The sequence below is a fragment of the Amycolatopsis sp. NPDC054798 genome (genome assembly GCF_053611505.1).
The window spans coordinates 245458-270070 of the sequence record NZ_JBSHAM010000001.1 but is presented as its reverse complement, the minus strand read 5'-3'; the positions used below and the strand labels follow the sequence as shown (position 1 = coordinate 270070).

Sequence of the window (24613 nt, the reverse complement as noted above, 5' to 3'; positions counted from 1 at the left end):
CGGAACCGAAGCTTGCGGCGGACCTGGGCCTCGTGAGTGGCGGTGCCGGTTCTAACCGGCATAGGCACTCACGAGGCGGTCAGTCCAGCGGGCGCGCGCCGAGGTGATCCGACAGCAGCTTGCGCGCGATCTGCTCCGGGTCCTCCTCCGCGGGCGGCGGAGGAGGCGGCGGGACCGGGCTGGAGTCCTCGGAGTAGATGTCGTCGTCCTCGTCCGTGGGTTCGGGCGGGAGCGGGATGTCCGGTTCGCTCGTGGCGACGCGGGGGCGGCTCGGCGTTTCCGCCGCGGGCTTCGGCGGTGCCGGAGGCGCGGCGGCCGCTGGGGCCTGCGCGGACGCGGACGGACGCGTGAACGACCGCTCCGGAGCCGGTGCCGCCGATTGCTGTCGCGGGGCCTGCCGCGCCGGAGCGGCAGCCGCGGCCGCGCCGTGCACGCAGCGGACCTGCCATTCGCCGCCGAGCACCTCGCTCAGCCCGGCCGCGATCTTGCTCGCGTTGCCCTGATCGCTCAGCCGCCGGGCGAGCGGTTCGGACTTGTGCGTCAGCGTGACCGCCGAGCCGTCCACTTCGGCGACCGTGGCCTGCGTGAGCATGGCTTCGAGCGCGCGACCGCCGGTGAACTTCCGCAGCGACGCCAGCAGTTGCGGCCATTTCTCGCGCACCTTGGCCGCGTCGATCCCGCCCGCCGACGGGGCTTCCTCCGCAGCCGGAGCGGCTGGCGCAGGGGGAGCAGCGGGAGCCTCCGGAGCGGGAGCAGGCGCAGCAGCCGCCGGGGCAGGAGATTCAGCGGGAGCCGGACGGCTGACCTCCGGCCGAGCCGGACGCGGCGGTTCCTCCGCGGCCGGACGGGCCGGAGCGGCGGGAGCTTCCTGAGCCGGACGCTGCGAAGGCCGCTGGAACCGCGCGGGAGCCTCCGCTGGCGCGGCGGAAACAGCCGGAGCAGGTGCGGCACCGCCACCGGCCGGAGCCGGACCGACGCTGGGCGCGGGTGCTCCGGCCGGACGCCGCTCCAGCCGTTCGATCCGAGCCAGCAAGGCTTTCTCCGCCTCGGTGACCGACGGCAGCAGCATCCGCGCGCACAGCAGTTCGAGCACGAGCCGAGGCGACGTCGCGCCGCGCATCTCGAGAAGTCCACTGTGGACAATGTCGGCGTAGCGGGACAACGTGGCCGGGCCGAGCTTCTCGGCCTGCTCGGTCATCCGCTTCAGCTCGTCGTCCGGCGCGGCGACCAGGCCGCGCTCGCCCGCTTCCGGGACCGCGCGCATCAACAGCAGATCGCGCAGCCGGTCAAGCAGGTCGGTGGCGAAACGGCGCGGGTCGTGCCCGGCGTCGGCGAGTTTTTCGACCGTGCCGAACACTTCGGCGGGGTCGTCGTTCGCGAGCCCGTCGACCACCGCGTCGATCAGCGCGGTGTCCGTGACACCCAGCAGCGACACCGCCCGCGGGTACGTGACGCCTTCCGGACCGGCCCCGGCGAGCAGCTGGTCCAGCACCGACTGGGTGTCGCGAGCCGAACCGCCGCCCGCGCGGATCACCAGCGGGTACACCGCGGGTTCGACCGTCGCGCCCTCGGCGGCGACGTTGCGCTCCAGCAGTTCCCGCATCGAACTCGGCGGGATCAGCCGGAACGGGTAGTGGTGCGTGCGCGAGCGGATGGTGGTGAGCACCTTGTCCGGCTCGGTGGTGGCGAAAATGAAGATGAGGTGCTCTGGCGGTTCTTCGACGATCTTCAGCAGGGCGTTGAAGCCCTGCGTGGTGACCATGTGCGCCTCGTCGATGATGAACACGCGGTAGCGCGATTCGGCGGGAGCGTAGAACGCCTTGTCCCGCAGTTCGCGGGCGTCGTCCACCCCGCCGTGGCTGGCCGCGTCGAGTTCGGTGACGTCGACGCTGCCGGGGCCTTCCGGCGCGAGCGCACGGCACGAATTGCATTCGCCGCACGGATCCGGGGTCGGGCCTTTGGCGCAGTTGAGCGAGCGGGCCATGATCCGCGCGCTCGACGTCTTGCCGCAGCCGCGTGGCCCGGAGAACAGGTACGCGTGGTTGATGCGCCCGGCGGCCAGCGCCGTGCGCAGCGGTTCGGTCACATGCTCCTGGCCGACGACCTCGGCGAAGGTCGCCGGACGGTACTTCCGGTACAGCGCGAGAGCCACGTGCCCGAGACTACAGTGAGCACGGTGAGCCCCTCCCGTTCCGGTCGCGGCCGTGCGCCGAGCGGCCCGCGACCGGGCAGTTACCCGGTGCGGTTCGGGACCGCCGAGCTGCTGCGCGACGCCGATCGGCCCAACGCGTGGATGCTTTCGGTGGGCGGAGTGGCGCAGTCCTACGTCGATCTGGACGACCCGACGAACCTCGAGTTCGACTACGTGCGCCGGCTCGGCGATCTGGTCGACTTCCTTCCGCCCGGACCGCTCGACGCGCTGCACGTCGGCGGCGCGGGCTGTTCCCTGCCGCGCTACGTCGCCGCGACGCGACCGGGTTCGCGGCAGCTGGTGTTCGACGCCGACGAACCGCTGATCAACCTGGTCCGCGAACAGCTTGACCTGCGCAGTGTCCCGAAGCTGCGGGTACGGATCGAAGACGGCCGCGCGGGCGTGCGCAGCCGGCACGACGCGACGGCGGATTTGATCGTGATCGACGCCTTCGAACGCGCGACGCTGGCCGGCGGGTTGGCGACCGTCGAGTTCGTCACCGACGTGGCGCGAGTGCTGCGGCCGGGAGCCACGATGCTGGCGAATATCTCCGACGGGCCGGGCCTGCCGTTCGCGCGCCGGTTCATCGCGACGCTGGCGGAGGTGTTTCCGCACGTCGCGCTGCTGGCCGAGCCCAGCGTGCTGCGCGGCCGCCGGTTCGGCAATCTCGTTCTGGCTGCCTCACGGCTCGAACTGCCAACGGCGGAGCTGACGCGACGCGCGGCGTCGTCGCCGTATCCGGCGCGGGTGGTGCACGGCGATGAGCTGCGTCAGCTTCGGGGGAAGGCCGCGCCGGTCTTCGACGCGGAACCGCTGCCCTCGCCGACGCCGCCGGACGACGTGCTCGGCCTGTTCTAAGGCATAAAAAAAGCGGGTTCCCCCCGTACCCGCCAGAGCCCGCTTATCCTTGCTGCCTTCCGGCCCTGGGGAAGTTCACAGGGTGGACGCCACGGGGGGTCCCCGCAGACGACTATAGCGGACTCGGTTGCCGGGCCTCCGACCCCCGCACCACCCCGGCCGCCGCGGCCATCGAGGACGCCGCGGCCTCGGTGAGGTCGAGCACCTCGCGCACCGACGCCGGGTCGCGGGCGTCGAACGGATGCACCGGGACGCCGTCGCGCACGGTCAGCGCCCAGCGCACGTCGTGCAGGGGGCGGGTGAGCAGACCGTCGAAGCAGTTCACCCCGACCACGAACGGCAGCCGCAGCCCTTCGACCGCGTCGAGCACCGGGTAGGCGTCCGCGATCCGCCGCGGGTCGACCACCACGAGCACGGCGTCCGCGCCCCGCACGAGGTCGGGCCAGCGGAACCAGAACCGGGCCTGTCCCGGCGCGCCGAACAGGTAGCGGCGCCGCTCGCCCTCGCCCAGTCTGCCGAAGTCGAGCGCCGCGGTGGTGTCGCCGGCGTCGGTGCGCACCGGCGCGATCTCCGAAACGGCGTGCACCGCCGTCGTTTTCCCGGCTCCGGCCGGGCCAAGCACGAGAATTTTCACGGGTCAGGCGAACGCGGTGTTCTTCAACTCCTCGACGAGAGCGGGGGTGAGGACTTCGGACGCGCGGTTGGCGAACATCGCCATCTCGTAGGCGATCGTGCCGAGGCTGGCCTGTTTGTTGGCCAGCACGCCGAGCGAACAGCCGATGCTGATGGTGCAGACCACCAGGTAGCCGCGTTCCAGTTCGACCACGACCTTGTCCGGATCGCCGAGCGGATGGCTTTCGGACACGCTCTGGGCCAGCGCGAGCATCGCCGAGCAGGTCGCCGCGAGCCGGTCGGCGTCCGCGCGGTCCAGGTCCTGCGACGCGGCGATCAGCAGCCCGTCCGCGGACACCGCGAGCGCGGCGATCGCGCCTGCGGTGTGCAGCGCGAAGCGGTTGACCAGCCAGTTGAAGTTCTGCGCGGCGGCGGGAACGGTCATGATCCTCCTTGATCGGCCTGCTGTGCGGTGACTTGCTGTGCTTTGGCGACGCCGTCGGAAAACGAGTCGAAGGTGGCCCGTTCGGCGGCCGGATCCCGCAATCCGCGGCGCGGCAACGGGGTGCGGACGATCTGCGGCAGTTTGAGCCCGGGAGCCAGCTGCGCGCCGGGGACGCGGCGGAAGACGCCGTCGCGGGATTCGGGCGGCACCACGGTGAACTGGTGGGTCGGCGACGGGTCCGTCGTGTCCGGGCTGTCCTCTGTGGACTCTCCAGACGCTTCAGGCTCCGCCGCGTCGTCGGCCTCGTCGGGGAGGTCCAGCGTGCCGGTGAGCGGGGCGAACTCGGGTTCCGCCTCCGGCCATTCCGGTGCTTCGGAAGTTTCAGCCTCCGACTCGTCCGTTTCGGTCTCCGGCGGGTCGAGGAACCACCGGAATCCGGCAGGCGTCGGCGTGGACAACGCGGCGATCGCGGGCGCGGGCAACAGCACCGGCCGCGGGTCAGGCACCTGCCCCGGCTCGAAAAGCCCCGGTCCGCGCCGGAAATCCACGTCGCGGGTGAACAACGCCTGCGGCACCGAGACCAGTGCGGTCACGCCACCGTCCGAAGTGGACTTCAGCTCGACGCGCAGCGAATGCCGTTTGGCGAGCCGCCCGACCACGGCAAGGCCGAGCTGCTGTCCGGACGCCGCGCCGACCGGTTCGGCGAGCCGTCGGTTCTCCTCGGCCAGCCGGTCCGCGGGCAGCCCGATGCCGTGGTCGGCGATGCGCACCAGCAGATCGCCGGACGGCTGGAATTCCGTCGCGATCTCCACCAGCGACTCCGGCGGCGAGAACGCGGCGGCGTTTTCCAGCAGTTCGGCGAACAGCAGCACCAGGTCGATCCCCAGCGAGGGCGCGAGCAGCGCCTCCACCGGTTCGCCGACCCGGACCCGGGATTCGTCGTCGATTTCCGCGGCGGCCGAGCGCAGCGCGGTGGCCAGTTCGATCGGGCCGCCGACCCGGGTTTCGTCGCGATTTCCCGTCACCACAAGCAGATCGTCGGCGGTGCGGCGCAGCCGGAGCGCGGCGTGCTCCACCCGGTGCAACCCGGCGAGCAGCACCGGATCGTCCGCGCCGCGCGTCAGTTCCTCGAGCACCGTGCGCTGGCCGGCGACCAGGTTCTGCGTGCGCTTGGCTGTGCTGACCAGCAGCTGAACCCCGGCGCGGCGGGCGTTTGCCTGCTCGGTCACCGCGTCCGCCGCGGCGGTGCGGAGCCGGTTGAACGCCTCGGCCAGCTCGGCCAGTTCACCGCCGGTCCCAGCGTCGAGCGCGGGCAGCGACGATTGCGGCGGACCCGATCCCGGCTCGGCGACCTGAACCAATTCAGCGGCGGCGAGGTCGGCGGTGGAGCGCGCCTGCCTGCTCAACCGGCGCAGCGGCCGGACGACGGATCGCGCGGCCAGCACGGACAAAGCGGCAACCAGTCCGAAAAGGACAATCGCGGCACCGCCGACGAGGAACGCCGTCCGGGTCGCGCTGGACGCTTTCGCGGAGGCGGCACCGGCGATCGCGCCCGCGATCCGGGTTTCCGCCGCGCCGCGCTGATCGGCGAGCTGAGTACCGGCAGTGACCACATCGGACACAAACTGCGGGTCTTGCCGCGGCGCGGCGGCCAGCCGGTCGAGCTGCTGGGCCATCGTCCCGGTCTCGACCGCGGCGAGCTGTGCCGCGTCCTGGCTACCGGCCAGCCGGGCGAACTGTTCTCCGTAGACAGCGGCGCGCTGACCTGCGCGATCAACTCCGGCGGACGCGATCAGCGCGGTCGCGCGGGCCGCTCGCTGCTCGTCCGCGCGCAGCAAGGCGTCGAGCGCGCTGAGCTGCCGGGCACCGGTGCCGTCCGAAGTGGCCAGTCCCAGTGCGTCGATCACTCCAGTGGACATGGAATCGTAGCCAGATGCGACGTCAGCTACGGAAATCTTCCTATTGAGTGCGTTCTGCCGCAGTTTCGTCAGTGCGCCACCCGGGGCGATCAGGTTGTCCGCGACGCCGTGCGCAGCACTGTCCACCACCTGCCGCTGCCGGACGAGCGCCGCGTTGGTAGCCGACGGGTCAGCGACAAAAGCGGCCGTGAGCAGGCTTTCTCGCTGCAACTGCCCAACCAGGCCGCCGACCCGCTGCGCCCGGGCCGCAGTGTCCGAAGTGGTCGCGGCCGTCGACGCGGCGGTGACCTGGGCGAGCACGAGCGGGACCGCCGCAGCGGCGACCAGGACCAGCGGGGCCACGACCAGCACGGTCACTCGCGCCCGCACAGTGCGGATCCCGAGGCGGTCAAGCAGCCGCGCGGCGGATTCGTGCGACCGGGCCGAACCGTCGCGCATCCACGTCACCCTTCCGTTCCCGAGGAGTCCCGACGAGACCGAGGCGAGGAGTGCACCGAACGGGGACACCCGCAGGACGCTACTACTCTCGGTAGTACTCGTCGCGGTACGCACATGGTCGGACACCCCACGTCTGCGCAGAGCTTAGCGAGGCCCGCAAGATCTAGACAATGCCCTCTTGTGCCGTGTCGTGCCCTGACACGCTGGGGTTTTCCCGGCAAGCGGCACCCACCGAAGGGCACCGGAGAGGAGAATGACCGATATGCGCACCGCTCCTGCCCCCGCCGACGTCGCCGCCGCCCATCTTCGCCTCCGGCCACACGTCCGGTGGACGCCACTGTTACGCACCGAAATCGACGGCCGTCCGCTGATGCTCAAGCTCGAGCAGCTGCAGCGGTCCGGTTCGTTCAAACTCCGCGGCGCGGTGAACGCCCTGCTCACCGGGCCCAAGCCGAAGCGAGTGGTCACGGCGTCGGGCGGCAATCACGGCCTCGGCGTCGCCACCGCCGCCCAGGCACTCGGCATTCCCGCAGTCGTCTATGTCCCGGAAACCGTGCCCGAAGCGAAGGCCGCCGGCATCGAAGCGGCCGGCGCGAAGCTCATCCGGCACGGCACGACGTACGGCGAAGCCGCGGCCGCCGCCCTGACCGTCGCGGAGGAATCCGGGACCCGCTACCTGCACGCGTACGACGACGCCGACGTGATCGCCGGCCAAGGAACCGCGACGGCGGAAATCGTTTCCGACGCCCCGGAGGTCGATGCCATTGCCGTCGCGGTGGGCGGCGGCGGACTGGCGTCCGGCGCGACGCTGGCCGCTGATGGCCGTCAGGTGTTCGCGGTCGAGCCGGAACACTGCCAAGCACTGCACGCCGCACTCGCCGCGGGCGAGCCGGTGGACGTCACCATCGACTCGGTCGCGGCCTCCGCGCTCGGCGCGACCCGCGTCGGCGAGCTGGCGTTCGGCATCCTCAACTCCCCGGCCGTCACGTCCGTGCTGGTTTCCGACGCCGAAATCCTCGCCGCGCGGGACCTGCTGTGGCGCGACTTCCGGCTCGTCGTCGAAGCTGCCGCCGCGGTGCCGCTGGCCGCTTGGCTGGCCGGGCGCATCCCGGCTGAGCTGCCGTGTTTCGTGTTGTGCGGAGCCAACACCTCGGTCAGTTTCGCGTGAGGACGTAGACCGTCGATTGCTCACGAAGGAGCATTGCCGCCGTCACGCAGTTGCGGGAACTGTGCCACGAATTCAGTACGCCCCGGCCCGCTGGAAACCAGCACCCGTCCGGAATGCGCGGCCACCACCGCCGCGACGATCGCCAGCCCCAGCCCGGTACTCCCGGCGGCACGGGACCGCGAATTGTCCCCTCGGGCGAACCGTTCGAAGACGTCCGGCAGGATTTCCGGCGGAATCCCCGGCCCATCGTCCACAACGGACAAAGTGACCCAGCCGTCCTGAGTAGACAGTGCGGTCGTCACAGTGGTCCCGGCGGGCGTATGCGTGCGGGCGTTGCCGAGGAGGTTCAGCACCACCTGGTGCAGTTGCCCGGAATCGCCCAGCACCGTGATCGGTTCGCCGGGAAGTTCCAGCAGCCATTTGTGTTCCGGACCGGCGACGTGCGAATCGGCGACCGCGTCCGCGACCAGCCGGGACAGATCGACCGGCTCGTGCACCACCGGACGCCCGGAGTCGAGCCGGGCGAGCAGCAGCAGGTCTTCCACCAGCGTCGTCATCCGCGCCGATTCGGATTCCACCCGGCTCATCGCGAACGCGATGTCCGGCGGCACCTGTTCGCCGCTGCGCCGGGTCAGTTCGGCGTAGCCGCGAATCGCCGCGAGCGGGGTGCGCAATTCGTGGCTCGCGTCCGCGACGAACTGCCGCACCCGGCTTTCGCTGGCGTGCCGGACGGCGAGTGCCTCGGCGATGTGGCCCAGCATCCGGTTGATCGCCGAACCGACCTTGCCGACCTCGGTCCTCGGGTCAGTGTCCACTTCGGGCACTCGCTCGGACAGCGCGACCTCGCCGCGGTCCAGCGGCAGTTCGGACACCCGGGAAGCGGTCGCGGCGAGCCGGTCCAGCGGGGCCATCGTGCGCCGGATCGTGACCGCGCCGGCGAATCCGGCGACGAGAATGCCGCCGAGCGCGACACCGCCGAAGATGAATCCCAGCCGCCACAACGTTTCCGTGACCCGGGTCATCGGCAGCCCGATCACCGTGAAGTCGCCGCGCGGCGAATACGTCGCGACCACCCGGTACTTGTGGAGATTCCCGGGAAGCTCGACCGTGCGGCGCTGACCGTTCGGCGGGAGCACGAGCAGGACGCGATCCTGTTCCGGGGTCAGCGGGACGAGCCCCAGCGGACCGATCACCTGCCCATTGACGATTCCGTCGTGGACAGTCAGGCTGAGCGTCCCCTCGGGCTGGCCAAGCACGCGCAGAGGATCCGGCGGCAGTTTGCCGGGGCCGTTGATGGGCGGACGCGGCACGCCGTGGCGGAACCCACGGTCGCTCGCCGCCGCCAGCTGTCCGTCGAGCTGCCCCACGAGAAAGCTGTTCAACGCGAATTCGGTGACCACGCCGACCACCAGGCAGACCAGCGCGAGCAGCGCCGCCAGCTGCATGATCAGCCTGCGGCGCAGGGACCACGGACGACGCCCGGCCCGGACGCCCTGCTCAGCCCGCGGCGGGTTTGAGGACATACCCGGCGCCGCGCATGGTGTGGATCATCGGTTCCCGATCGGCGTCGATCTTCTTGCGGAGATAGGAAATGTACAGCTCGACGATATTGGCCTGGCCGCCGAAATCGTAGCTCCACACCCGGTCGAGGATCTGCGCCTTCGACAGCACCCGGCGCGGATTGCGCATCAGGTAGCGCAGCAATTCGAACTCGGTCGCGGTGAGCGGCACCAGGTCGCCGCCGCGGTGCACCTCGCGGCTGTCCTCGTCCAGGGTCAGGTCGCCGACCACCAGCTGCGACCCGGTCGAACCGGAAACGCCGCCCGCCCGGCGCAGCAGCGCGCGCAGCCGCAGCGCCACCTCTTCCAGGCTGAACGGCTTGGTCACGTAATCGTCGCCGCCCGCGGTGAGCCCGGCGATGCGGTCCTCCACCGCGTCTTTCGCGGTGAGGAAAAGAACCGGCAGATACGGCATCTCCGCGCGCATCCGGCGCAGCACTTCGAGACCGTCGAAATCGGGCAGCATCACGTCGAGCACCACGGCGTCCGGCCGGAAATCGCGGCCGACGCGGACCGCTTCGGCTCCGGTGCCCGCGCTGCGCACCTCCCAGCCCTCCATCCGCAGGGCCATCGACACGAGTTCGGCCAGCGTCGATTCGTCGTCGACGACCAGCACGCGGACCGGGCTGCCGTCCGCGCGGCGCAGTTCGGCCTTACCCCGGCCGGCAGACGCGGCGTTCACACTGCTCATGGTGCCATCTTCGGGCCCCGCCTTCAGGCCGAGCTGTGCCCGGGCTGTGTGTTTCCTGTGCGGTGCTGCCGCACAGGTGTCCCCCACTTCCGCCACAGCTTCCGCACAGCGGCCGCCCCGACGCTCGGAAAGGACAAGCCCGAGCGTTCCGGAGGAGACCATGACGACCGATCCAGCACAGGGTGCGACCTGGGGAGAGCAGCCCGCTCCCGAGCCCGGCGGCAACGGGCCGGGAAAGACCTGGTCGGGCCGGAAGACCGCGATCGCGGCGGGCGTCGCGGTGGTGATCGCGGTGGGCGGCGGACTGGCGATCTGGGCGGGCACCAGCGGCAATGACGCCTCCGCGCAACAGGGTCCCGGTGGATTCGGCGGTCCGGGCGGTTTCGCCGGCCGCGGCGGACCGGGTGGAATGGCAGTGGTGCGGGAAGCGCTGCACGGCGACTTCGTGGTGACGGATCCGGCTGGCGGGTACGTAACCGAACGCATGCAAACCGGGACGATCACCGAACTCAGCGCCACCTCGGTGACTTTGACGAGCAAGGACGGCTACAAGCAGACCTACACGCTGGATTCCTCCACGGTGAAGAACGGTTCGCCGAAGTCCGGCGACAACGTCACCGTCGTCGCGAAGGTCCAGGGCACCACCGCCACCGCGATCTCGTTCGGCCAAGCGCAGCAGTTCGGCAACGGACAACCCCGCCGCCGCGAGTAGTCCGCGAGGGGAACCTTGAGACACTTCCTCAAGGTTCCCTTCCCGCGAACGAGGAGATGGCCGTGAAGCGGTGGATCACGCTGGCGTGCGGTGTGGTGCTGGTGCTCGTGGGCGCGGTGTGGGTGCTGCAGGGCGTCGGCGTGCTGACCGGCAGTTTCATGACCGGCCAGAAGCTGTGGTTCCTGATCGGGCTGGTCGCGTTCCTGGTCGGCGTGGTCCTCGTCGCGGCCACCACGTTGCGGAAACGCGCACGCTGACTCACCGCGTGACGATCTCGAACACCGGGTAGCCCGGCGCGATCTCCAGCAGCTTCTCCTCCGGCGCCTTCGCGTCCACGCCCTCGAAGAACGTGCCGACCTCGAACGCCCAGCGCTTGAGGTACGAACGCAGCACAGCGGGCTTCTCCTCGTCGGCCAGCTCGCGGTAGGTGAACGTCTCGGTGCGCCGTCCGACGGTCAGCTGGCCCTCGCCCGCCGCGCGCAGGTTCCGCACCCACTGGGTCTCGCCGCGCGCGGCCACCAGGTACTGCTTGCCCTCGAACGGCAGCAGGTTCACCGGCACCTCGCGCAGTTCGCCGGACTTGCGGCCGCGGACGCCCAGCACCCGGCTGCCCCACACGCTGAGGCCGCGCTTGGTGAGCCAGCCGACGATGCCGTTGAACGCCGCGGCCGACTTGCCCGGTTCGAGGTAGCGGGTGCTGGTCATGAGGTCCTCCTCGGTTTTCGAGAGCAGTGCTCTCTGTTGTGAACAGTGAACACCCTGGGACTGTCTCACGTCAAGAGCAGTGCTCTCGTTTTTGCACAGCGCTCTTATTCGAGGCACACTGATCGCATGACTGCCGCACCCCGGACCGCCCGCGAACGGGTCCGCGCCGAGCTGACCCGCGAGATCAAGGACGAGGCCCGCCGCCAGCTGGCCGAGGTCGGCGCGCACGGGCTTTCCCTGCGTGCGGTCTCTCGTGAGCTGGGCATGGTCTCGTCGGCGCTGTACCGGTACTTCCCGAGCCGCGATCACCTGCTCACCGCCCTGATCGTCGACGCGTACAACGCCGTCGGCGAAGCAGCCGAGCAGGCCGATCCGCACACCGGCGACCCGCGCACGCGCTGGCGAGCCATCTGGCTCGCGACCCGCGAGTGGGCCCGCGCGAACCCGCACGAGTACGCGCTCATCTACGGCTCACCGATCCCCGGCTATCAAGCCCCGCAGGACACCGTCGGCCCCGCCGGGCGGGTGGCGTTCGCGCTGGTCGCCGTGCTGCGCGACGCTCATCCGCACGAGCCGGCGGTCACCGCGCCGATGTCGGAGCAGCTGCGAGCGCAGGCCGACCAGCTCACCCAGATCCTGGATCTGGACGTCCCCGCCGAGGTCGTCATGCGGGCCATCGCCGCCTGGACCCAGCTGTTCGGCGCGCTCAATTTCGAGCTGTTCGGCCAGTACGTCGGCAGCGTCGACCCGGCCGACGCGTACTTCGAGCACCTCATCGGGCAGATGGCGGACTTCGTCGGCCTGTAGTCCGGGGTAAGTTCGCCGTGGCGCCCAAGCGAAAGGCAGGTTCGACGTGACGGGATGGGCCGGACGGGTCGGCAGGATCCGGGTAATCGGCACCGGGGTGATGGGACGCGGCATCGTCCAGCTCGCCGCGACCGGCGGAGTCACCGTGGAACTCGCGGACGTGCAGCCGGACGCGGTCAGCGCGGCGATCGACCACGTCGGCGCGATGGTCGACCGGATGGTCGCCAAGGACAAGCTGACCGAAGCGGCCGGCCGCGCGGCGAAGGAACGCCTCGTCCCCGTCGACGGCCCACTCGCCGCCGCCGACGGCGTGGACCTGGTGATCGAAGCCGTCCGCGAAGACCTCGAAACCAAGCAGACGCTCTTCGCCGGCCTCGAGAAAGTCTGCGGCCCCGAAACGATTTTCGCGACCAACACCAGTTCGCTGTCCGTCACCGAGATCGCCGCCGGGATCACTGATCCGACGCGCATGATCGGCCTGCACTTCTTCAACCCAGTCCCGCTGATGCGCCTGGTCGAGGTGATCCCCGGCGCGCGCACCGCCGATTGGCTGGCAGGCGAAGCCCTCGAACTCGTCCGCAGCTGGGGCCACGAACCCGTACTGGCGAAGGACGCCCCCGGCTTCCTGGTCAACCACGCAGGCCGCGGCCTGAACACCGAGGCGCTGCAAATCCTTGCCGAGTCACTGGCCGAGCCCGCCGAGATCGACCGCATCGCGCGCGACGTCCTCGGCCTCAAACTCGGCCCGTTCGAACTGCTGGACCTCACCGGCCTGGACGTCTCGCACGCAGTGCTGGAAAGCATCTGGAGCGGCTTCCACTCCGAACCGCGACTGCGCCCGTCGTGGCTGACCCGCCCACGCGTCGCCGCCGGGCTCTTCGGCCGCAAAACCGGCGAAGGCTTCTACCGCTATCCCGACGGAAAACAGGAACTCCCCCCGGAACCAGCGGCCCCACCCGCCCCGACCACCCCGGTCTACGCCGCGGACGAACGACTGGGCCGCATCCTGTCCGCAGCAGGCGTCGACGTCGTCCCGGACGCCTACCCCGACACGGTGTTGCTGGTAACCCTGCGCGGAGAGTCCACTGTGGAGGCTGCGCGGCAACTGGAACTTCCTGCCTCGCGCGTCTGCGGAGTCGACGCACTTGGCTACGAATCGCGCTTCACCCTGTCCGTCCACCCTGGACTGGACCCGCACTTCGGCCGCGCCGCCTGGGGTGCGCTAGCCGCGACCGGAACCCCCGTGACAGTCGTCCGGGACGGTGCCGCCCCCATCGCGCAACGCCTGCTCGCGTCCATCATCAACACCGCTTGCTACATCGCCGACCAGGGCCTGGCCGCCCCCGCAGACATCGACACCGCAGTACGCCTCGGCCTCGGCTACCCCCGCGGCCCTCTGGAGTGGGGCGACCTAGTCGGCCCCGAGAAGGTCCTGCGAATCCTGAACGGTTTGCTGCGCGCCACCGGCGATCCGCGCTATCGCCCCAGCGGATGGCTGACCGAACGGGTGGCGCTGGGCCTGCCGCTGGCTTCCACTGGCACCCGTCCTGCTGATCTGGCCTGAGTTTTTTGTTGGTGGTTGGCAGTAGCTTCGCGACGTGGCTGTCACCATCGATCTCCCCGAAGACGATTCAGCAGAAGACGGCGCCTGGCTCTGCCACCCAGACGGAGCCGGGCCCCGGCTGCACATCGACATCCGGCTGCCCAAGGACGACGACCCGGCCAAACGATGGGAAAGAATCAATGCCGAGGCCGAACGTTTAGTGGCAGCGGGCGGAACGATCCTGGTGGAGTCCGGCGAACACCATGTGGTGATGGCGGATCCGGCGGGGAACGAGTTCTGCGTTGCCGCCTAGGTGCGATCTCTAACCCGAGACTTCCCCTGTGCGCCAACAAGTTTGGACAGGTTCCTCGCACGGCCCTCCGGAGCGCACGCGGGGAACCTTCACGGGCTCAGATTCCTTCAGGACTGCCCTCACCACCACCGCAGTCCGCGAAGATGCCTCTTACAGCCCCAGATTCCCTCAAGGAGCGCTTCGCAGCCACACCCAACCCCCGCATCGAATCGCACCCAACGCCACATTGGTTGCGTCCCACGCACCCAACGCCACATTCGGTGCGTGGGACGCACCCAATGCCACATTGGGGCGCTAGCCCCACTCCCTAAACCCCCGCCGACAAACCCCAAAACACCCAGGCAGCCAGCCCCCGCCCTGCACCCCGATACGAAGCCTTCCCTGCGGTTCGGGGGTGCTTGTCAAGGCATCTTTTCCGCCTTGACAAGCACCCCCGAACCGTCAGCACAATTGGCTTCGGGGTGCCGTCTCGCAAACGAGGCGCAATGTCGCCGCCAGGCGACGAGCCGCCAACCACACACACAACTTCACCACCGATAATCCACCGTCACACCGTTCCGGTAAACCACGTACCCACCCCGGAAATTACTACGCGCACCGCCACTAATCGCAAACTCATCCGAGACTGGCAACCCCAAATACCCTCTCTCCCACCCCAGCGCAGCCCACCGCTTGCGAATCTCCCCCTGCACCATATGCGCCCCAGTACCAGCACTCCAGTAAATCGACCCACCCCCATTAAAGTGGTTATACCGCCCTACTCCATCCGGAGTCCCAGACTCATCGGTAGTCGGATACCCAAGCCCCCGCTCCCAACCCAGCGCAGCCCACTTATCCCGAATAGCCCCACCAATCTGATGCGCCCCACCAGTCGGCGTCCAATAAACCGAACTACCACCCGTGAAGTGGTTATACCGACCCACCCCATCCGGAGTCCCAGACTCATCGGTAGTCGGATACCCAAGCCCCCGCTCCCACCCAAGCGCAGCCCACTTCACCCGAATCTGCCCCTGCACAGAATGCGCCCCAGTAGCAGCCGTCCAATAGACCGACGCAGCCTGACTACCAGGCGTACCCAGCAAATGGTTGTACCGCCCCACCCCGTCCGGCGTCCCGGTCTCGTCAGTAACCGGCGGCCCGTAAACCTGATGCCCGCCGATAGCGAGATACCGGGCCAGAATCTGCCCGCCGATCTCCCGCACCCCAGTAGCCGCGGACCAGTACAACCGCCCATTCGCATAAGCCCGGTACCGCACTGGCCCGTCCACCACCTCAGGTCCCGTCGCCGCTCCGAGCAAACTCCGCAACCCAGGCTCAGCCGCATACCGCTGGTCAATCGCGGTCACATAGTTGGCGGTGAGCGTCATATCCCTGACCCCAACGGTGATCGACCACGAGGAGGTGACCGGACCCCCCTGCCAACCAGCGAACTTCGACACCCCATCACTGCCAACCAACGCCGCGGTCACATCAAACGTCGCACCCTCAGTAACCATCGCACTGCTGACACCACCCTCGCTCGGAATGCTCAACGCCGCCGGCTGCGTCCCCACCAACGTCAACCGATGCTGGCGCGGATAAGCCACATACGTCTTACTAGCCTGCACTCCCGCACCATCGGTGACAGTCGCGGTGAACTCCATCCGAGAGTCAGTGTGCTCGGTAAACGGCACCGTCAACGTCGGCCCAACCGCCCCATCCCCAGGATGCACATGGCACGCCCCAAGATCCGGACAGTGCCGAATCATCGACGTCCAGGTAACAGGAAGCCCGCCATCCTCCACATCAGTCGCCGAAGCAGACAACGAAACCGGCTCACCGACCGCGAAGTCCTTGCCCGGCGCGGATAACGTCAGCACCGGCGAGTGATTCCCTGGCGCGACAGCAACCTTCGCAGTCCCGACACCACCGAGCGGATCCGAGACAGTCAACGTCGCAGTGAACGAAGCACCGGCCCCATACTGATGGCTGGCCTGAACACCAGCACCGGTGCTGCCGTCGCCGAAGTCCCAGGAATAACTGAGCCGATCACCATCAGCATCAACAGAACCGCTGGCATCAAAGGAAACCGTACGAGTATCCGGATCCGTAGCAGACGTCGCCTTAGCCACCGGCGCAGCGTTGTTCGTCGAGTAACTCAACCGCCGCAGGACCCCGGAGTTGAGGTCAGTGAAGACAATATCCCCATTGGGCGCAGCGGAAATCCGAGTAACCCCGCCAACATTCTGGAACGGCGCGGGACTCGCAGGTGCCTGCGCGAGCTTGCCCTGCGCGTCGTACCGCAGCGTCCAGATCTTCTGCCCGGCGTAGTCCCCGAAGAAGTACGCGCCCTGGTAGGCAGCGGGATAAGTAGTGCCCCCATACACAATCCCGCCGGTAACGCTGTTGCCCTGCGCAGGACCGGTCCCATGCTGATAGTCCCACAGCGGCGGAGTGTTCACCGCCACCGCACAACGCGCGTCAGTCGAATAGCCCGGAGTGAGATGGTTTCCCTCGTAACACGGCCAGGCGAGATTCGCGCCAGGCTGCACGACATCCAGCTCTTCCCAGGTGTACCAGCCGACATCGCCGACCACCGGCAGACCACTCTTCGGGTCAAGACTGAACCGGAACGGGTTGCGGAATCCACTCGCGAACACCTTGCTGCGAACGGAATCCGGCGAGGCAGCGGTGTAATACGGGTTGCTCGGAACGCCCTTGCCGTCCGCGGTGAGGTGCAGGATCTTGCCGAACGGCGCATCGAGATCCTGTGCGGCGAAAGCGACCGGATTGGTCTTGCCCGCGTCGCCGTTGTCGCCGACGGAGTACCAAAGGGTTCCGTCCGGCGCGGGATAGACCGTGTCGAGGCCGTGGATGTAGTACGGGCTGCCGGGCAGGTCGAAAATCACCCGCTCGCCGGTCAGCCCGGACGGATGCCCGTCGCCGTCGAGCTGCACGGTGAACTTGGCGGCGCGCATCGTGTACTGGCCGTTGCCGAGCGACACCGAGCGGTTGAGATAGATCTGGTGCGAGGTGGCGTAATCCGGCGCGAGCGCGATGCTCGTGAGCCCCATGTCGCCCTGAGTCTCGACCGGGAAGGTCGCGATCCGCTTCGGCGCACCGCCGCCCGCGGCCGGGACCCAGTTGACGACGCCGGACTTGCCGAGCGCCAGCACGCTGTCGTCGGGCAGCCAGGCGAAGTCGGTGAACTCGTACTGGCCGAGCCCGGTGGGCAGGTCCCGCACGACGAACCCCGGCGGCAGCGCCGGGGTGTCGGCTGCTGCCGCCGGGGCGACGGCGGGAACCGCAGTGACCGCGGCAGGGACGGCGAGAGCCGCGAGAGCGGCCACGAGCAGGGAACGGAGTTTGCGCCAGGCCATTCCAGGCCCCCTCTCTGAGCGTTCGGTAATCGCTCAGAAGGGGGAGGGAGTTGCCTCAATCGGGTGATATTTATTCGACCGTGACACTGTGGGTCAGGCTACGACCTGGACCACGTCGCCGATGTGCAAGGTGTTGAAGAACCGCAGCGACGAGGCCGCCGACAGGTGGATGCAGCCGTGCGAGTACACCTTCAGGCTGCCGGTGTGGAACGCGTCGCCCGGGTAGAAGAAGACCGAGTTCGGCATCGGCGCGTTGTCGAACTGCTTGCTCAGGTGCAGCTTTTCCTTGGACAGCACGTGGAACGTGCCGGTCGGGGTCGCGTGCCCCTTGCGCCCGGGCAGCATCGAGACCGGGCCGTAGATCACCTTGCCGTCCTGCAGCAGCCAGGCGCGGTGCCCGGAAATGTCCACACAGGCGCTGGTGCCCGAAGCGGCAGCGGCCGCCGCGCACGGGACGTCGGCGGTGCTCGGCTCCGGGTCAGCCTTCGGCTTCGGCTTGGGCGAGGGAGCCGGCTTCGGCGTCGGCTTCGCGCTGGTGCTCTCCGGGCTGCTGCTGGTCGCCGGGGCAGAACTGGCCGGCGCGCTGGAGGACGAGGCGGGCACGCTCACCGCCGCAGGCACCGCCGCGCCGCCGGAAGCCGACCCGGCCGTGCCGCCGGAGCACGCCACGAGCCCGAAAGCCGCGGCCAGCGCCGCCATCCCCACCAGAACCCTTTTCACGATCCGGTACCCCCGCGTTCGGTCGGGTCACTCGGCAGGACCCGTATCACCCGAATAGACGACCGTCACCCCTCCGTGGTTGCTCGGCAATGGTCACGATCTGGCGTCTCCACCCCTGGGTTGAACCGCGAATCCACCCGGCACCAGCCCGTACGCCGACGAAAACCGCACCGGTCCGGGCGAGGCTGGAAGCACGCCGGGCAGCCTCCCGGCACCCGCCGCCGGCCGGGCGAAGCCGACCATCTCCACGAAGGAGCACTGTGAACCTCGGCCCGCTCACCATCGTTCTCTACGTCGCCATCGCGGCGCTCGTCCTCTACCGGGTCGTCTACCGGCAGTGGCGCGGCACGCTCCTCAGCCGCAAGCGGTTGCTGACGCTGCCGTTCATCCTGACGGCGATCGGCGTGTTCTCCGCCGCCACCGCGTTGGAAAGCGCGACCACGACCGAGTACGCGCTGCTAGCTGGCGACGTCGTGGTTCTCGGCCTGCTGGGCGTCGTGCGCAGCTCCACTTCGATCCTCAGCGCTCGCGAAGGCACGACGTTCGTGAAGGGCACTCCGCTCACGTTGGTGCTGTGGTTCGCGACCATCGGCGTACGCGTCGGCTTCTCTTTCCTCGGAGCCGCGCTCGGCGTCAGCGACACCGTGACGTCTTCGACGATCATGCTCACGATCGGCGTCAGCATCGGCGTACAGAACGCCTACACCTACCACCGCATCCAGAAGCTCGGCCTGCCGCTCTCGGAGCAGACGCCGACGAGCATCAGCGCTGGCCGCTAAGCCCGACCATGCGCGCGTACATCCGCGAAGGGCTCAGCACCGTCGCCGGGTGCAGGAATCCCGGCAACGGCGGCAAGTCCCGCGCGAAAGGCACGAGATACGCGTACAGCACTTCCGCGCCAGACGGTCGCATCGAAGGATCCTTCGCGAGCGTCGCAGCGAGAAGCGCGTTCAGCTCCCGAGGTACGCCGGGAACGACTGGCGCTGGTTCTTTCACCTGCTTGTCGAACACGGCGTACGCCGTCGGCCCGGTGAAGACCGGACGGCCAGTGAGCATCTCGTGCAGCACGCAACCGAGCGCGTACAGATCGCTTCGCGGCTCCGCGTGTCCCCGCTGGATCTGCTCCGGGGCCATGTACGACGGCGTACCCAGCAGCTGTCCCGCGCGCGTGAAGCGAGCAGTGTCGGCTTCGCGCAACACAGCGAGCCCGAAGTCCATCACCTTCACGCTGCCGTCCGGACAGAGCATCAAGTTGGCAGGCTTGAGGTCACGGTGACAGACCGCGCGAGCGTGCGCAGCCGACAGGACCGCGGCCGCTTGCGCCGTGATCGCCGCCGCCCACGGCACCGGCAGCGGACCGTGTTCGGCGAGCAGATCGTCGAGCGTCACGCCTTCAACGAACTGCATGACCTGGAACAACCGGTCGTCATGGGTACCGAAGTCGTACAGCGTGGGCGCACCGGGATGGTCGAGCGTGGCGAGGATCCGTGCTTCGCGGGCGAAGCGTTCTTCCAGCTCTTCGTCGCCGCCGGGGAGCCGCAGCAGCTTGATCGCGACGTGCCGGCCGAGCCGCCGGTCGAGCCCGCGGTGCACCGCACCCATGCCGCCGCGCCCCAGCGGCAGGTCGTCGACCTCGTAGCGGTCCGCGATGAGCATGGGCCCCCTCACAGCGCTCACCCGCCACCGGGCTTCAGCCGTCCTTCGGCGAGTGCGGCAAAGCCTAGCCGCACCAGGTCGCGGCCGATTTCCGCGGTTTGCCGCAGCGCCCGGTCGAAGTCCGCGAGCGCGCGGAACGCGACGCCGTACGCACGCTGCGTTTCGAGCGGATGCCGCGGCACCTTGAGCCGGCGCGCGTCGATCCGGGTCGACGCGCTGTGCACCGGGAAGTCCGCGGCGCGCAGGCATCCGGCGAGGAACTGCGCGTCGAGCAGCTCCGGATCCACGCGATAACGGGAAAGTGCCGACCCGAGCCGCACCGGCGCTCCACTGTGGACAATCACCGCGCCGGTGACCGAAGCGACCACATCGCCCTCCTGCGCGAAAACCGCCGCCGGATCGGGCGCGGCGTGCCCGGTCGGCGGGCCGCCGAGAAGCACGTCGTCGGTGGTCAGCACGGGTTCGTCACCGTCGGCGGTGCGCGGCGGCGCGTGCGTTATCCGCAGCGCGCCCGCCTTCACCAGCTCGCCGACGGTCGTGTGCGCCGGTTCGCCGGAAGCCGGTTCCAGCTTGGGCAGTTCGATCCCGATCTGGCCGAAAAGCTGCTGTGCGGCAAGGAAAGCCTCGCCCGGGTCGCTGCCCCCGCGGCGGCCGGACGGAGTGAGATCGACGTCGTCGTCGAGCACGTCGATGATGCGCTCGCCAGTGTCCGGGTCGGCCAAGAAGTCCTGCCACACCTGTTCGACGGTGTCCGCGGTGGTGTCGGCGATCAGGACGGTCACCGGCGCGCGCTGCTCCGGCTCCGGTCGCGTGAGCAGCCAAAGATCAGTGCCGGCCGCGAGCGTGCACACCGCGCGCAACGCGCCCGCTCGAAGCAGGTTGGCCCGGATGCGCTTCCCGCTCCGCCGTCCGGCCGCGGCCCCCGGCATCAGAACCGCCACCGCGCCGCCGGGTTTCACGTGCGCCAGGCAGTGCTGCACCCACGCCAGCTCCGACTCGCCACGCGGCGGCAAGCCGTACTCCCACCGCGCGTCGCCGACGAGTTCTTCGTGTCCCCAGCCGCGCTCGTTGAACGGCGGATCGCACAGCACGACGTCAGCCAGCCGGCCGGCGAAAGCGTCCGCGCGCAACGCATCCGAGGCGTGTACCTCAGTGTCCGCGCCGTGCAGCCGCAGCCGGATGCCAGCGATCCGCGCGGTGGCCGGGTCGACGTCCTGTCCCCGCGCCCGGGTCGCTGCGGCGGCCAGCAGCAGCGACCCGAACCCGCACGCGGGGTCGAGCACCGTGGCCCCCTTCGCGCCGGTCAGCCGCACCATCAGGTCGGCGTACGCGGTCGGCGTCGTGGAGAGCCGACGGGCGTGCGCCTCGAAGAAGCGATCGCAGAGCTGTTCGAACGTCTCCGCCGCGCCTTCGTCCAAGGCGAGCTGGGAGATCAACGCCCGCAGTTCCGGATCGTCCGGCCCTTCAGCGGCGTCCGCGAGGTACTCGCCGACCGTCGCGAGCCGCGAGCCGAGGTCGAGATCGTCGCCGAGCGCGCGCAGCCGTTGCCACGCTTCGTCGATCGGTGCCAGCTCGAACGGACGACCGCGCCCGCGCAGCCAGGCCTGCACCTCGGGGAGGGAAAACAACGGGCTGGACGCCGTGCCGCCCACCGGTTTGGGAAAATCGTCATAGCGGCGCCGCCAGTTGCTCACCGCCGCCCGGCGCACGCCCGCCAGGCGCGCGATGTCGGCCGCACTCACCGCCGCGTCGTCTGCCATGCAGAGCACGATAGCCGACGACAGCGGTTTCCATCGTTTTGCTTGTTAACTCAGTCAACCAATGGTTTCATGGGGACATGGCCACCGAGCAGACCCGGTTCGCCCTGCGCTACTCCGCGGGCTCAGACCAAGGGCTACGACGCACCAACAACGAGGACTCCGTGTACGCCAGCGGGCGGCTGCTCGTGGTGGCCGACGGCATCGGTGGCCAGCCGCACGGCGAAGTGGCCAGCTCGACCGCGGTCAGCGTGCTGGCGTCGCTGGACGCGGAACTGCGCACCCTCGACCTCACCGCGCACAACCTGTCGAACCTGCTCTCCGACGGCGTCCGCCGGATCGGCGAACAGCTCGCCCAAGTGGCCGAGGAAACCCCCGCCACGCAAGGCATGGGCACCACGCTCACCACCCTGCTGTTCGACGGCACCCACTTCGCCGCGGCCCACGTCGGCGACTCCCGCGGCTACCTCCTGCGCGACGGCGAACTGCAGCGCATCACGCGCGACCACACCCTGGCACAGGCCCTGGTCGAAGACGGCACCATCAGCGCCGCCGACGCCGACCACCACCCGCGCGGCTCGATGCTGATGAAGGCACTCCTGAGCACCGGCTCGGCCGAACCGGACGTCTGGGAATTCACCCCGCAAGCCGGCGACCGCTACCTGCTCTGCTCCGACGGCCTCACCGCGGGCGCCAGCGAACCGGCCATCCAGAACGTCCTCGCCGACGGCACCCCCGAGGAAGTCGTCCCCCGCCTCATCGCACTGGCCAACGAGGGCGGCGGCCCGGACAACATCACCATCGTGGTCGCCGACGTCGTCCCGGCCTGAGTCCATCCCCGCAGGTCGGACCACCTGCGGAGGGCGATGGGGGCATCCGGTATTCTTCCCCACGGAGGATTGGCCGAGCGGCCTAAGGCGCACGCTTGGAAAGCGTGTTGGGTTCACGCCCTCGCAGGTTCGAATCCTGTATCCTCCGCCGCAGTAACCAGGCGAAACGCCGGGTGCCCCACTTGGGGACACCCGGCGTTTCCCGTTTCACGTCTCAGTCGACGCCGGTCAGGCCGCGGCGGATGCGGTCCTGGGCAGCCTCCCGAGACCACAGAACACAGTGCGATAACGCAGCTCCCTCGCGTGCAACGGCAGGCAGAACGTTCGCGACCTCTCGTAGCAGCCAAGGCGAAAGGGGTCGCGTCCTGTGTTGAGCGTCTTGCTGGCCATGCTCAGCGACTCAGCGATACCCATTGCCGGATTTGGCGCTGTCATCAGCTACCTGCTGACCTACATCGGACGTCGGCGCACCGAACGTCCCGATGAAGAACAACTAGCCCTCCCGCCTCGTCCCACGTTGACCGACCGGATCAACCAGCTCCGCGACAACCTGGCGTCGTCGGCTTCGCTCATCGACGAGATCAACGCAGAGCTGAAGCTCCAAACCACTGCCCTCGAACGCGTCCGCGCCGAGGCGGAAGAAAACCAGCGGCTCGTCGAACTGAACAAAGCTCAGGCTGACGCTGTTCGAGAAGTGATGGCGAAAGCTGTCCACGCCGCGCAGCAGCAGGCCGCGCGCAAAGGCTCCAAGCAGCAGTGGTGGTTCTTCGGTGCGGGTCTGGCGTTCTCGATTCCGCTCGGGGTCGGCGTCAACTACCTGTACGACCTGATCGCGCACTGATGCTCCCTGCCGTCACGCGCGCGATCAGCAAGGCCGCGCCGAGAGTCAGCGCCGCACACACCCCCGCTGCCACTCGGGTCTCCGTTCCGAAGGCCGCGAACGCCGCCTCGCGCAACGCGTCGCCGGGCGGGAGCTTCGCCGCGGACTCCAGGGTTTTCCCGGAATCGGACGGCTCGGACGACATCGCCGCGCGATACACCGCCGCGCCGATGCTTCCCAGCAGCGCGATTCCCATCGCACCACCGAACTCCGCTGACGTCTCCGCCATCGCCGAAGCCATTCCGGCACGCTGCGGGGGCGCGGCGGACAGGATCACGTCTGTCACCACCGCCGCGACTCCGGCGATGCCGAGCGACACCACAGTGAGCGCCGCGATGAAGTACCCGACTCCGGGCGGTGGCAGCGTCAGCAGACCGAATCCCGCCGCGGCGACCAGCAGGCCGATCGCCATTACCCGCGGTTTGCCGATCCGGGCGGCCAGCGTGGCGGCGATCGCGATCCCGACGGGCATCACGGCGAACGTCGGCAGCGACCACAGCGCCGACTCCAGCGGGCTCATTCCCAGCACGACCTGGAGGTACTGCCAGGTGAACAGGTTGAACCCGACCAGCGCGAACGTCGCCAGCAGGTCGATCAGCAACGGCACCGCGAACGCGCGCGACCGCACCAGCGCCAGGTCGATCAGCGGGTGCGCGACGGTGCGCTGGCGGCGTACGAAGGCCACGCCGATCGCGAGGCCCGCGACGCAGCTCGCGACTGGCAGCCAGCCGAACCCGTGCGCGGCGATCTGCTTGACGCCGTAGACGATTCCGAGCACGGACCCGATCGACAGCACCGCGCCGAGCAGGTCGAACCGCCCGGCCGCGGGCGTCCGGTGTTCCGGCAGCACCAGCGGGCCGAGTGCGAGCAGGAGAACCATCACCGGCACGTTGATCAGGAACACCGAGCCCCAGCGGAAGTGCTGGAGCAACAGGCCGCCGATGATCGGGCCCAGCACGGCGCCGCCCGCGAACCCCGCCGTCCACAGGCCGACCGCGGTCGCGCGCTGCCGGGCGTCGTGGAACATCGTGCGGATCAACGCGAGGGTGGACGGTGCGAGCGTCGCACCGGCGATGCCGAGCAGCATCCGGGCGACGATGAGCATGGCCGGAGTGGAGGCGAAGGCGGCTAGGACGGACGCGCCGCCGAACGCCGCTGCGCCTGCGAGCAGCAGCCGCCTGCGGCCGATCCGGTCGCCGAGCGTGCCCATGGTGATGAGCAGGCCGGCCAGCAGGAAGCCGTACGAGTCCATGATCCACAGCAGCTGCGAACCGCTCGGCTCCAGATCGGCGGTCAACGACGGCATGGCAACGAACATCACCGACATGTCCATCGAGGCCAGCACGCACGGAAGCAGCAGGACGGCCAACCCGGCCCATTCCCGTAGCCCGGCTTTAGCGGGGGTGGTTTCTTCGAGCATGCGTACAAAGTACGCATGCTCGCCGCCGAT

23 protein-coding genes, 1 tRNA gene and 1 other RNA gene are annotated in these 24613 nt (G+C 69.2%); 12 read left to right on the top strand and 13 right to left on the bottom strand.

Annotation, left to right across the window (positions count from 1 at the left end; genetic code table 11):
- Positions 1-79 precede the first annotated feature (79 nt).
- On the bottom strand, positions 80-2152 hold the full coding sequence (locus ACWGIC_RS01305) for a DNA polymerase III subunit gamma and tau (RefSeq protein WP_452073874.1): 2073 nt from the start codon (positions 2150-2152) through the stop codon (positions 80-82).
- Between the two features lie 24 nt (positions 2153-2176).
- On the opposite strand from ACWGIC_RS01305, the gene ACWGIC_RS01300 reads away from it, so the two are divergent.
- Complete coding sequence (locus tag ACWGIC_RS01300; protein ID WP_452073873.1) at positions 2177-3049, top strand: spermidine synthase; 873 nt, start codon at positions 2177-2179, stop codon at positions 3047-3049.
- Positions 3050-3056: 7 nt separating this feature from the next.
- Here the strand turns inward: ACWGIC_RS01300 and ffs are convergent.
- The 4 genes from ffs to ACWGIC_RS01280 all read right to left on the bottom strand — a co-directional run bounded on the left by ffs (position 3057) and on the right by ACWGIC_RS01280 (position 6463).
- Positions 3057-3156: signal recognition particle sRNA small type (gene ffs / locus ACWGIC_RS01295), an RNA gene on the bottom strand.
- Positions 3157-3161: 5 nt separating this feature from the next.
- On the bottom strand, positions 3162-3683 hold the full coding sequence (locus tag ACWGIC_RS01290) for a GTP-binding protein (protein ID WP_452073872.1): 522 nt from the start codon (positions 3681-3683) through the stop codon (positions 3162-3164).
- 3 nt (positions 3684-3686) lie between these two features.
- Positions 3687-4106, bottom strand: a complete 420-nt coding sequence (locus tag ACWGIC_RS01285) for a roadblock/LC7 domain-containing protein (RefSeq protein ID WP_009084595.1) — start codon at positions 4104-4106, stop codon at positions 3687-3689.
- Positions 4103-6463 (bottom strand): sensor histidine kinase, encoded by a 2361-nt coding sequence (locus tag ACWGIC_RS01280; RefSeq protein WP_452073871.1) that lies wholly within the window; start codon positions 6461-6463, stop codon positions 4103-4105. The genes ACWGIC_RS01285 and ACWGIC_RS01280 overlap by 4 nt, the downstream gene beginning before the upstream one ends.
- Positions 6464-6725: 262 nt before the next feature.
- Between ACWGIC_RS01280 and ACWGIC_RS01275 the strand changes: the two genes are divergently transcribed.
- Entirely contained in the window at positions 6726-7631 is a 906-nt protein-coding gene (locus ACWGIC_RS01275) for a serine/threonine dehydratase (protein WP_452073870.1), read from the top strand.
- 20 nt (positions 7632-7651) lie between these two features.
- Here ACWGIC_RS01275 and ACWGIC_RS01270 read toward each other — a convergent pair whose 3' ends face one another.
- Positions 7652-9154 (bottom strand): sensor histidine kinase, encoded by a 1503-nt coding sequence (locus ACWGIC_RS01270; RefSeq protein WP_452073869.1) that lies wholly within the window; start codon positions 9152-9154, stop codon positions 7652-7654.
- A complete protein-coding gene (locus tag ACWGIC_RS01265; protein ID WP_452073868.1) occupies positions 9129-9881 on the bottom strand; it encodes a response regulator transcription factor in 753 nt (250 codons plus the stop codon). The genes ACWGIC_RS01270 and ACWGIC_RS01265 overlap by 26 nt, the downstream gene beginning before the upstream one ends.
- A 160-nt stretch (positions 9882-10041) precedes the next feature.
- Between ACWGIC_RS01265 and ACWGIC_RS01260 the strand changes: the two genes are divergently transcribed.
- Positions 10042-10593, top strand: coding sequence for a hypothetical protein (locus ACWGIC_RS01260; protein ID WP_452073867.1), 552 nt, complete (start codon positions 10042-10044; stop codon positions 10591-10593).
- A gap of 62 nt (positions 10594-10655) precedes the next feature.
- Positions 10656-10850 carry a hypothetical protein gene (locus ACWGIC_RS01255; protein ID WP_452073866.1) on the top strand — a complete coding sequence of 65 codons (195 nt, stop codon included), beginning with the start codon at positions 10656-10658 and terminating at the stop codon, positions 10848-10850.
- A 1-nt stretch (position 10851) separates the two neighbouring features.
- Here the strand turns inward: ACWGIC_RS01255 and ACWGIC_RS01250 are convergent, their stop codons facing one another.
- Positions 10852-11298 (bottom strand): nitroreductase family deazaflavin-dependent oxidoreductase, encoded by a 447-nt coding sequence (locus tag ACWGIC_RS01250; RefSeq protein WP_452073865.1) that lies wholly within the window; start codon positions 11296-11298, stop codon positions 10852-10854.
- A 126-nt stretch (positions 11299-11424) separates the two neighbouring features.
- Between ACWGIC_RS01250 and ACWGIC_RS01245 the strand changes: the two genes are divergently transcribed.
- From ACWGIC_RS01245 to ACWGIC_RS01235, 3 genes are read left to right on the top strand one after another with little or no spacing between them, the layout of a single operon-like run.
- Entirely contained in the window at positions 11425-12105 is a 681-nt protein-coding gene (locus tag ACWGIC_RS01245) for a TetR/AcrR family transcriptional regulator (protein ID WP_452073864.1), read from the top strand.
- A gap of 46 nt (positions 12106-12151) precedes the next feature.
- On the top strand, positions 12152-13669 hold the full coding sequence (locus ACWGIC_RS01240; protein ID WP_452073863.1) for a 3-hydroxyacyl-CoA dehydrogenase: 1518 nt from the start codon (positions 12152-12154) through the stop codon (positions 13667-13669).
- A gap of 34 nt (positions 13670-13703) precedes the next feature.
- The gene (locus ACWGIC_RS01235; RefSeq protein WP_452073862.1) at positions 13704-13961 is read left to right on the top strand and encodes a VOC family protein; all 258 of its coding nucleotides are present in this window, start codon (positions 13704-13706) and stop codon (positions 13959-13961) included.
- Between the two features lie 527 nt (positions 13962-14488).
- Here ACWGIC_RS01235 and ACWGIC_RS01230 read toward each other — a convergent pair.
- Positions 14489-17320: a PQQ-dependent sugar dehydrogenase gene (locus ACWGIC_RS01230; RefSeq protein WP_452073861.1), complete on the bottom strand. Its 2832-nt coding sequence runs from the start codon at positions 17318-17320 to the stop codon at positions 14489-14491.
- A 93-nt stretch (positions 17321-17413) separates the two neighbouring features.
- Complete coding sequence (locus ACWGIC_RS01225) at positions 17414-17731, bottom strand: L,D-transpeptidase (protein ID WP_452073860.1); 318 nt, start codon at positions 17729-17731, stop codon at positions 17414-17416.
- Between ACWGIC_RS01225 and ACWGIC_RS01220 the strand changes: the two genes are divergently transcribed.
- Positions 17724-18098, top strand: a complete 375-nt coding sequence (locus tag ACWGIC_RS01220) for a hypothetical protein (protein WP_452073859.1) — start codon at positions 17724-17726, stop codon at positions 18096-18098. The two genes, ACWGIC_RS01225 and ACWGIC_RS01220, sit on opposite strands and share 8 nt — an antisense overlap.
- 202 nt (positions 18099-18300) lie before the next feature.
- Positions 18301-18819 (top strand): hypothetical protein, encoded by a 519-nt coding sequence (locus ACWGIC_RS01215; RefSeq protein WP_452073858.1) that lies wholly within the window; start codon positions 18301-18303, stop codon positions 18817-18819.
- Here the strand turns inward: ACWGIC_RS01215 and ACWGIC_RS01210 are convergent.
- Both ACWGIC_RS01210 and ACWGIC_RS01205 read right to left on the bottom strand, forming a co-directional pair.
- Entirely contained in the window at positions 18803-19696 is an 894-nt protein-coding gene (locus tag ACWGIC_RS01210; RefSeq protein WP_452073857.1) for a serine/threonine-protein kinase, read from the bottom strand. The genes ACWGIC_RS01215 and ACWGIC_RS01210 overlap by 17 nt on opposite strands.
- A 17-nt stretch (positions 19697-19713) precedes the next feature.
- Positions 19714-21456 (bottom strand): HsdM family class I SAM-dependent methyltransferase, encoded by a 1743-nt coding sequence (locus tag ACWGIC_RS01205; RefSeq protein ID WP_452073856.1) that lies wholly within the window; start codon positions 21454-21456, stop codon positions 19714-19716.
- A gap of 77 nt (positions 21457-21533) precedes the next feature.
- Between ACWGIC_RS01205 and ACWGIC_RS01200 the strand changes: the two genes are divergently transcribed.
- From ACWGIC_RS01200 to ACWGIC_RS01190, 3 genes are all read left to right on the top strand, one after another.
- Positions 21534-22283, top strand: a complete 750-nt coding sequence (locus tag ACWGIC_RS01200) for a PP2C family protein-serine/threonine phosphatase (protein WP_452073855.1) — start codon at positions 21534-21536, stop codon at positions 22281-22283.
- Between the two features lie 63 nt (positions 22284-22346).
- Positions 22347-22431: transfer RNA gene (locus ACWGIC_RS01195), tRNA-Ser, on the top strand.
- Between the two features lie 222 nt (positions 22432-22653).
- Positions 22654-23124 (top strand): hypothetical protein, encoded by a 471-nt coding sequence (locus tag ACWGIC_RS01190; RefSeq protein WP_452073854.1) that lies wholly within the window; start codon positions 22654-22656, stop codon positions 23122-23124.
- Here ACWGIC_RS01190 and ACWGIC_RS01185 read toward each other — a convergent pair.
- Entirely contained in the window at positions 23093-24583 is a 1491-nt protein-coding gene (locus ACWGIC_RS01185; protein WP_452073853.1) for an MFS transporter, read from the bottom strand. The genes ACWGIC_RS01190 and ACWGIC_RS01185 overlap by 32 nt on opposite strands.
- Between the last annotated feature and the right edge of the window lie 30 nt (positions 24584-24613).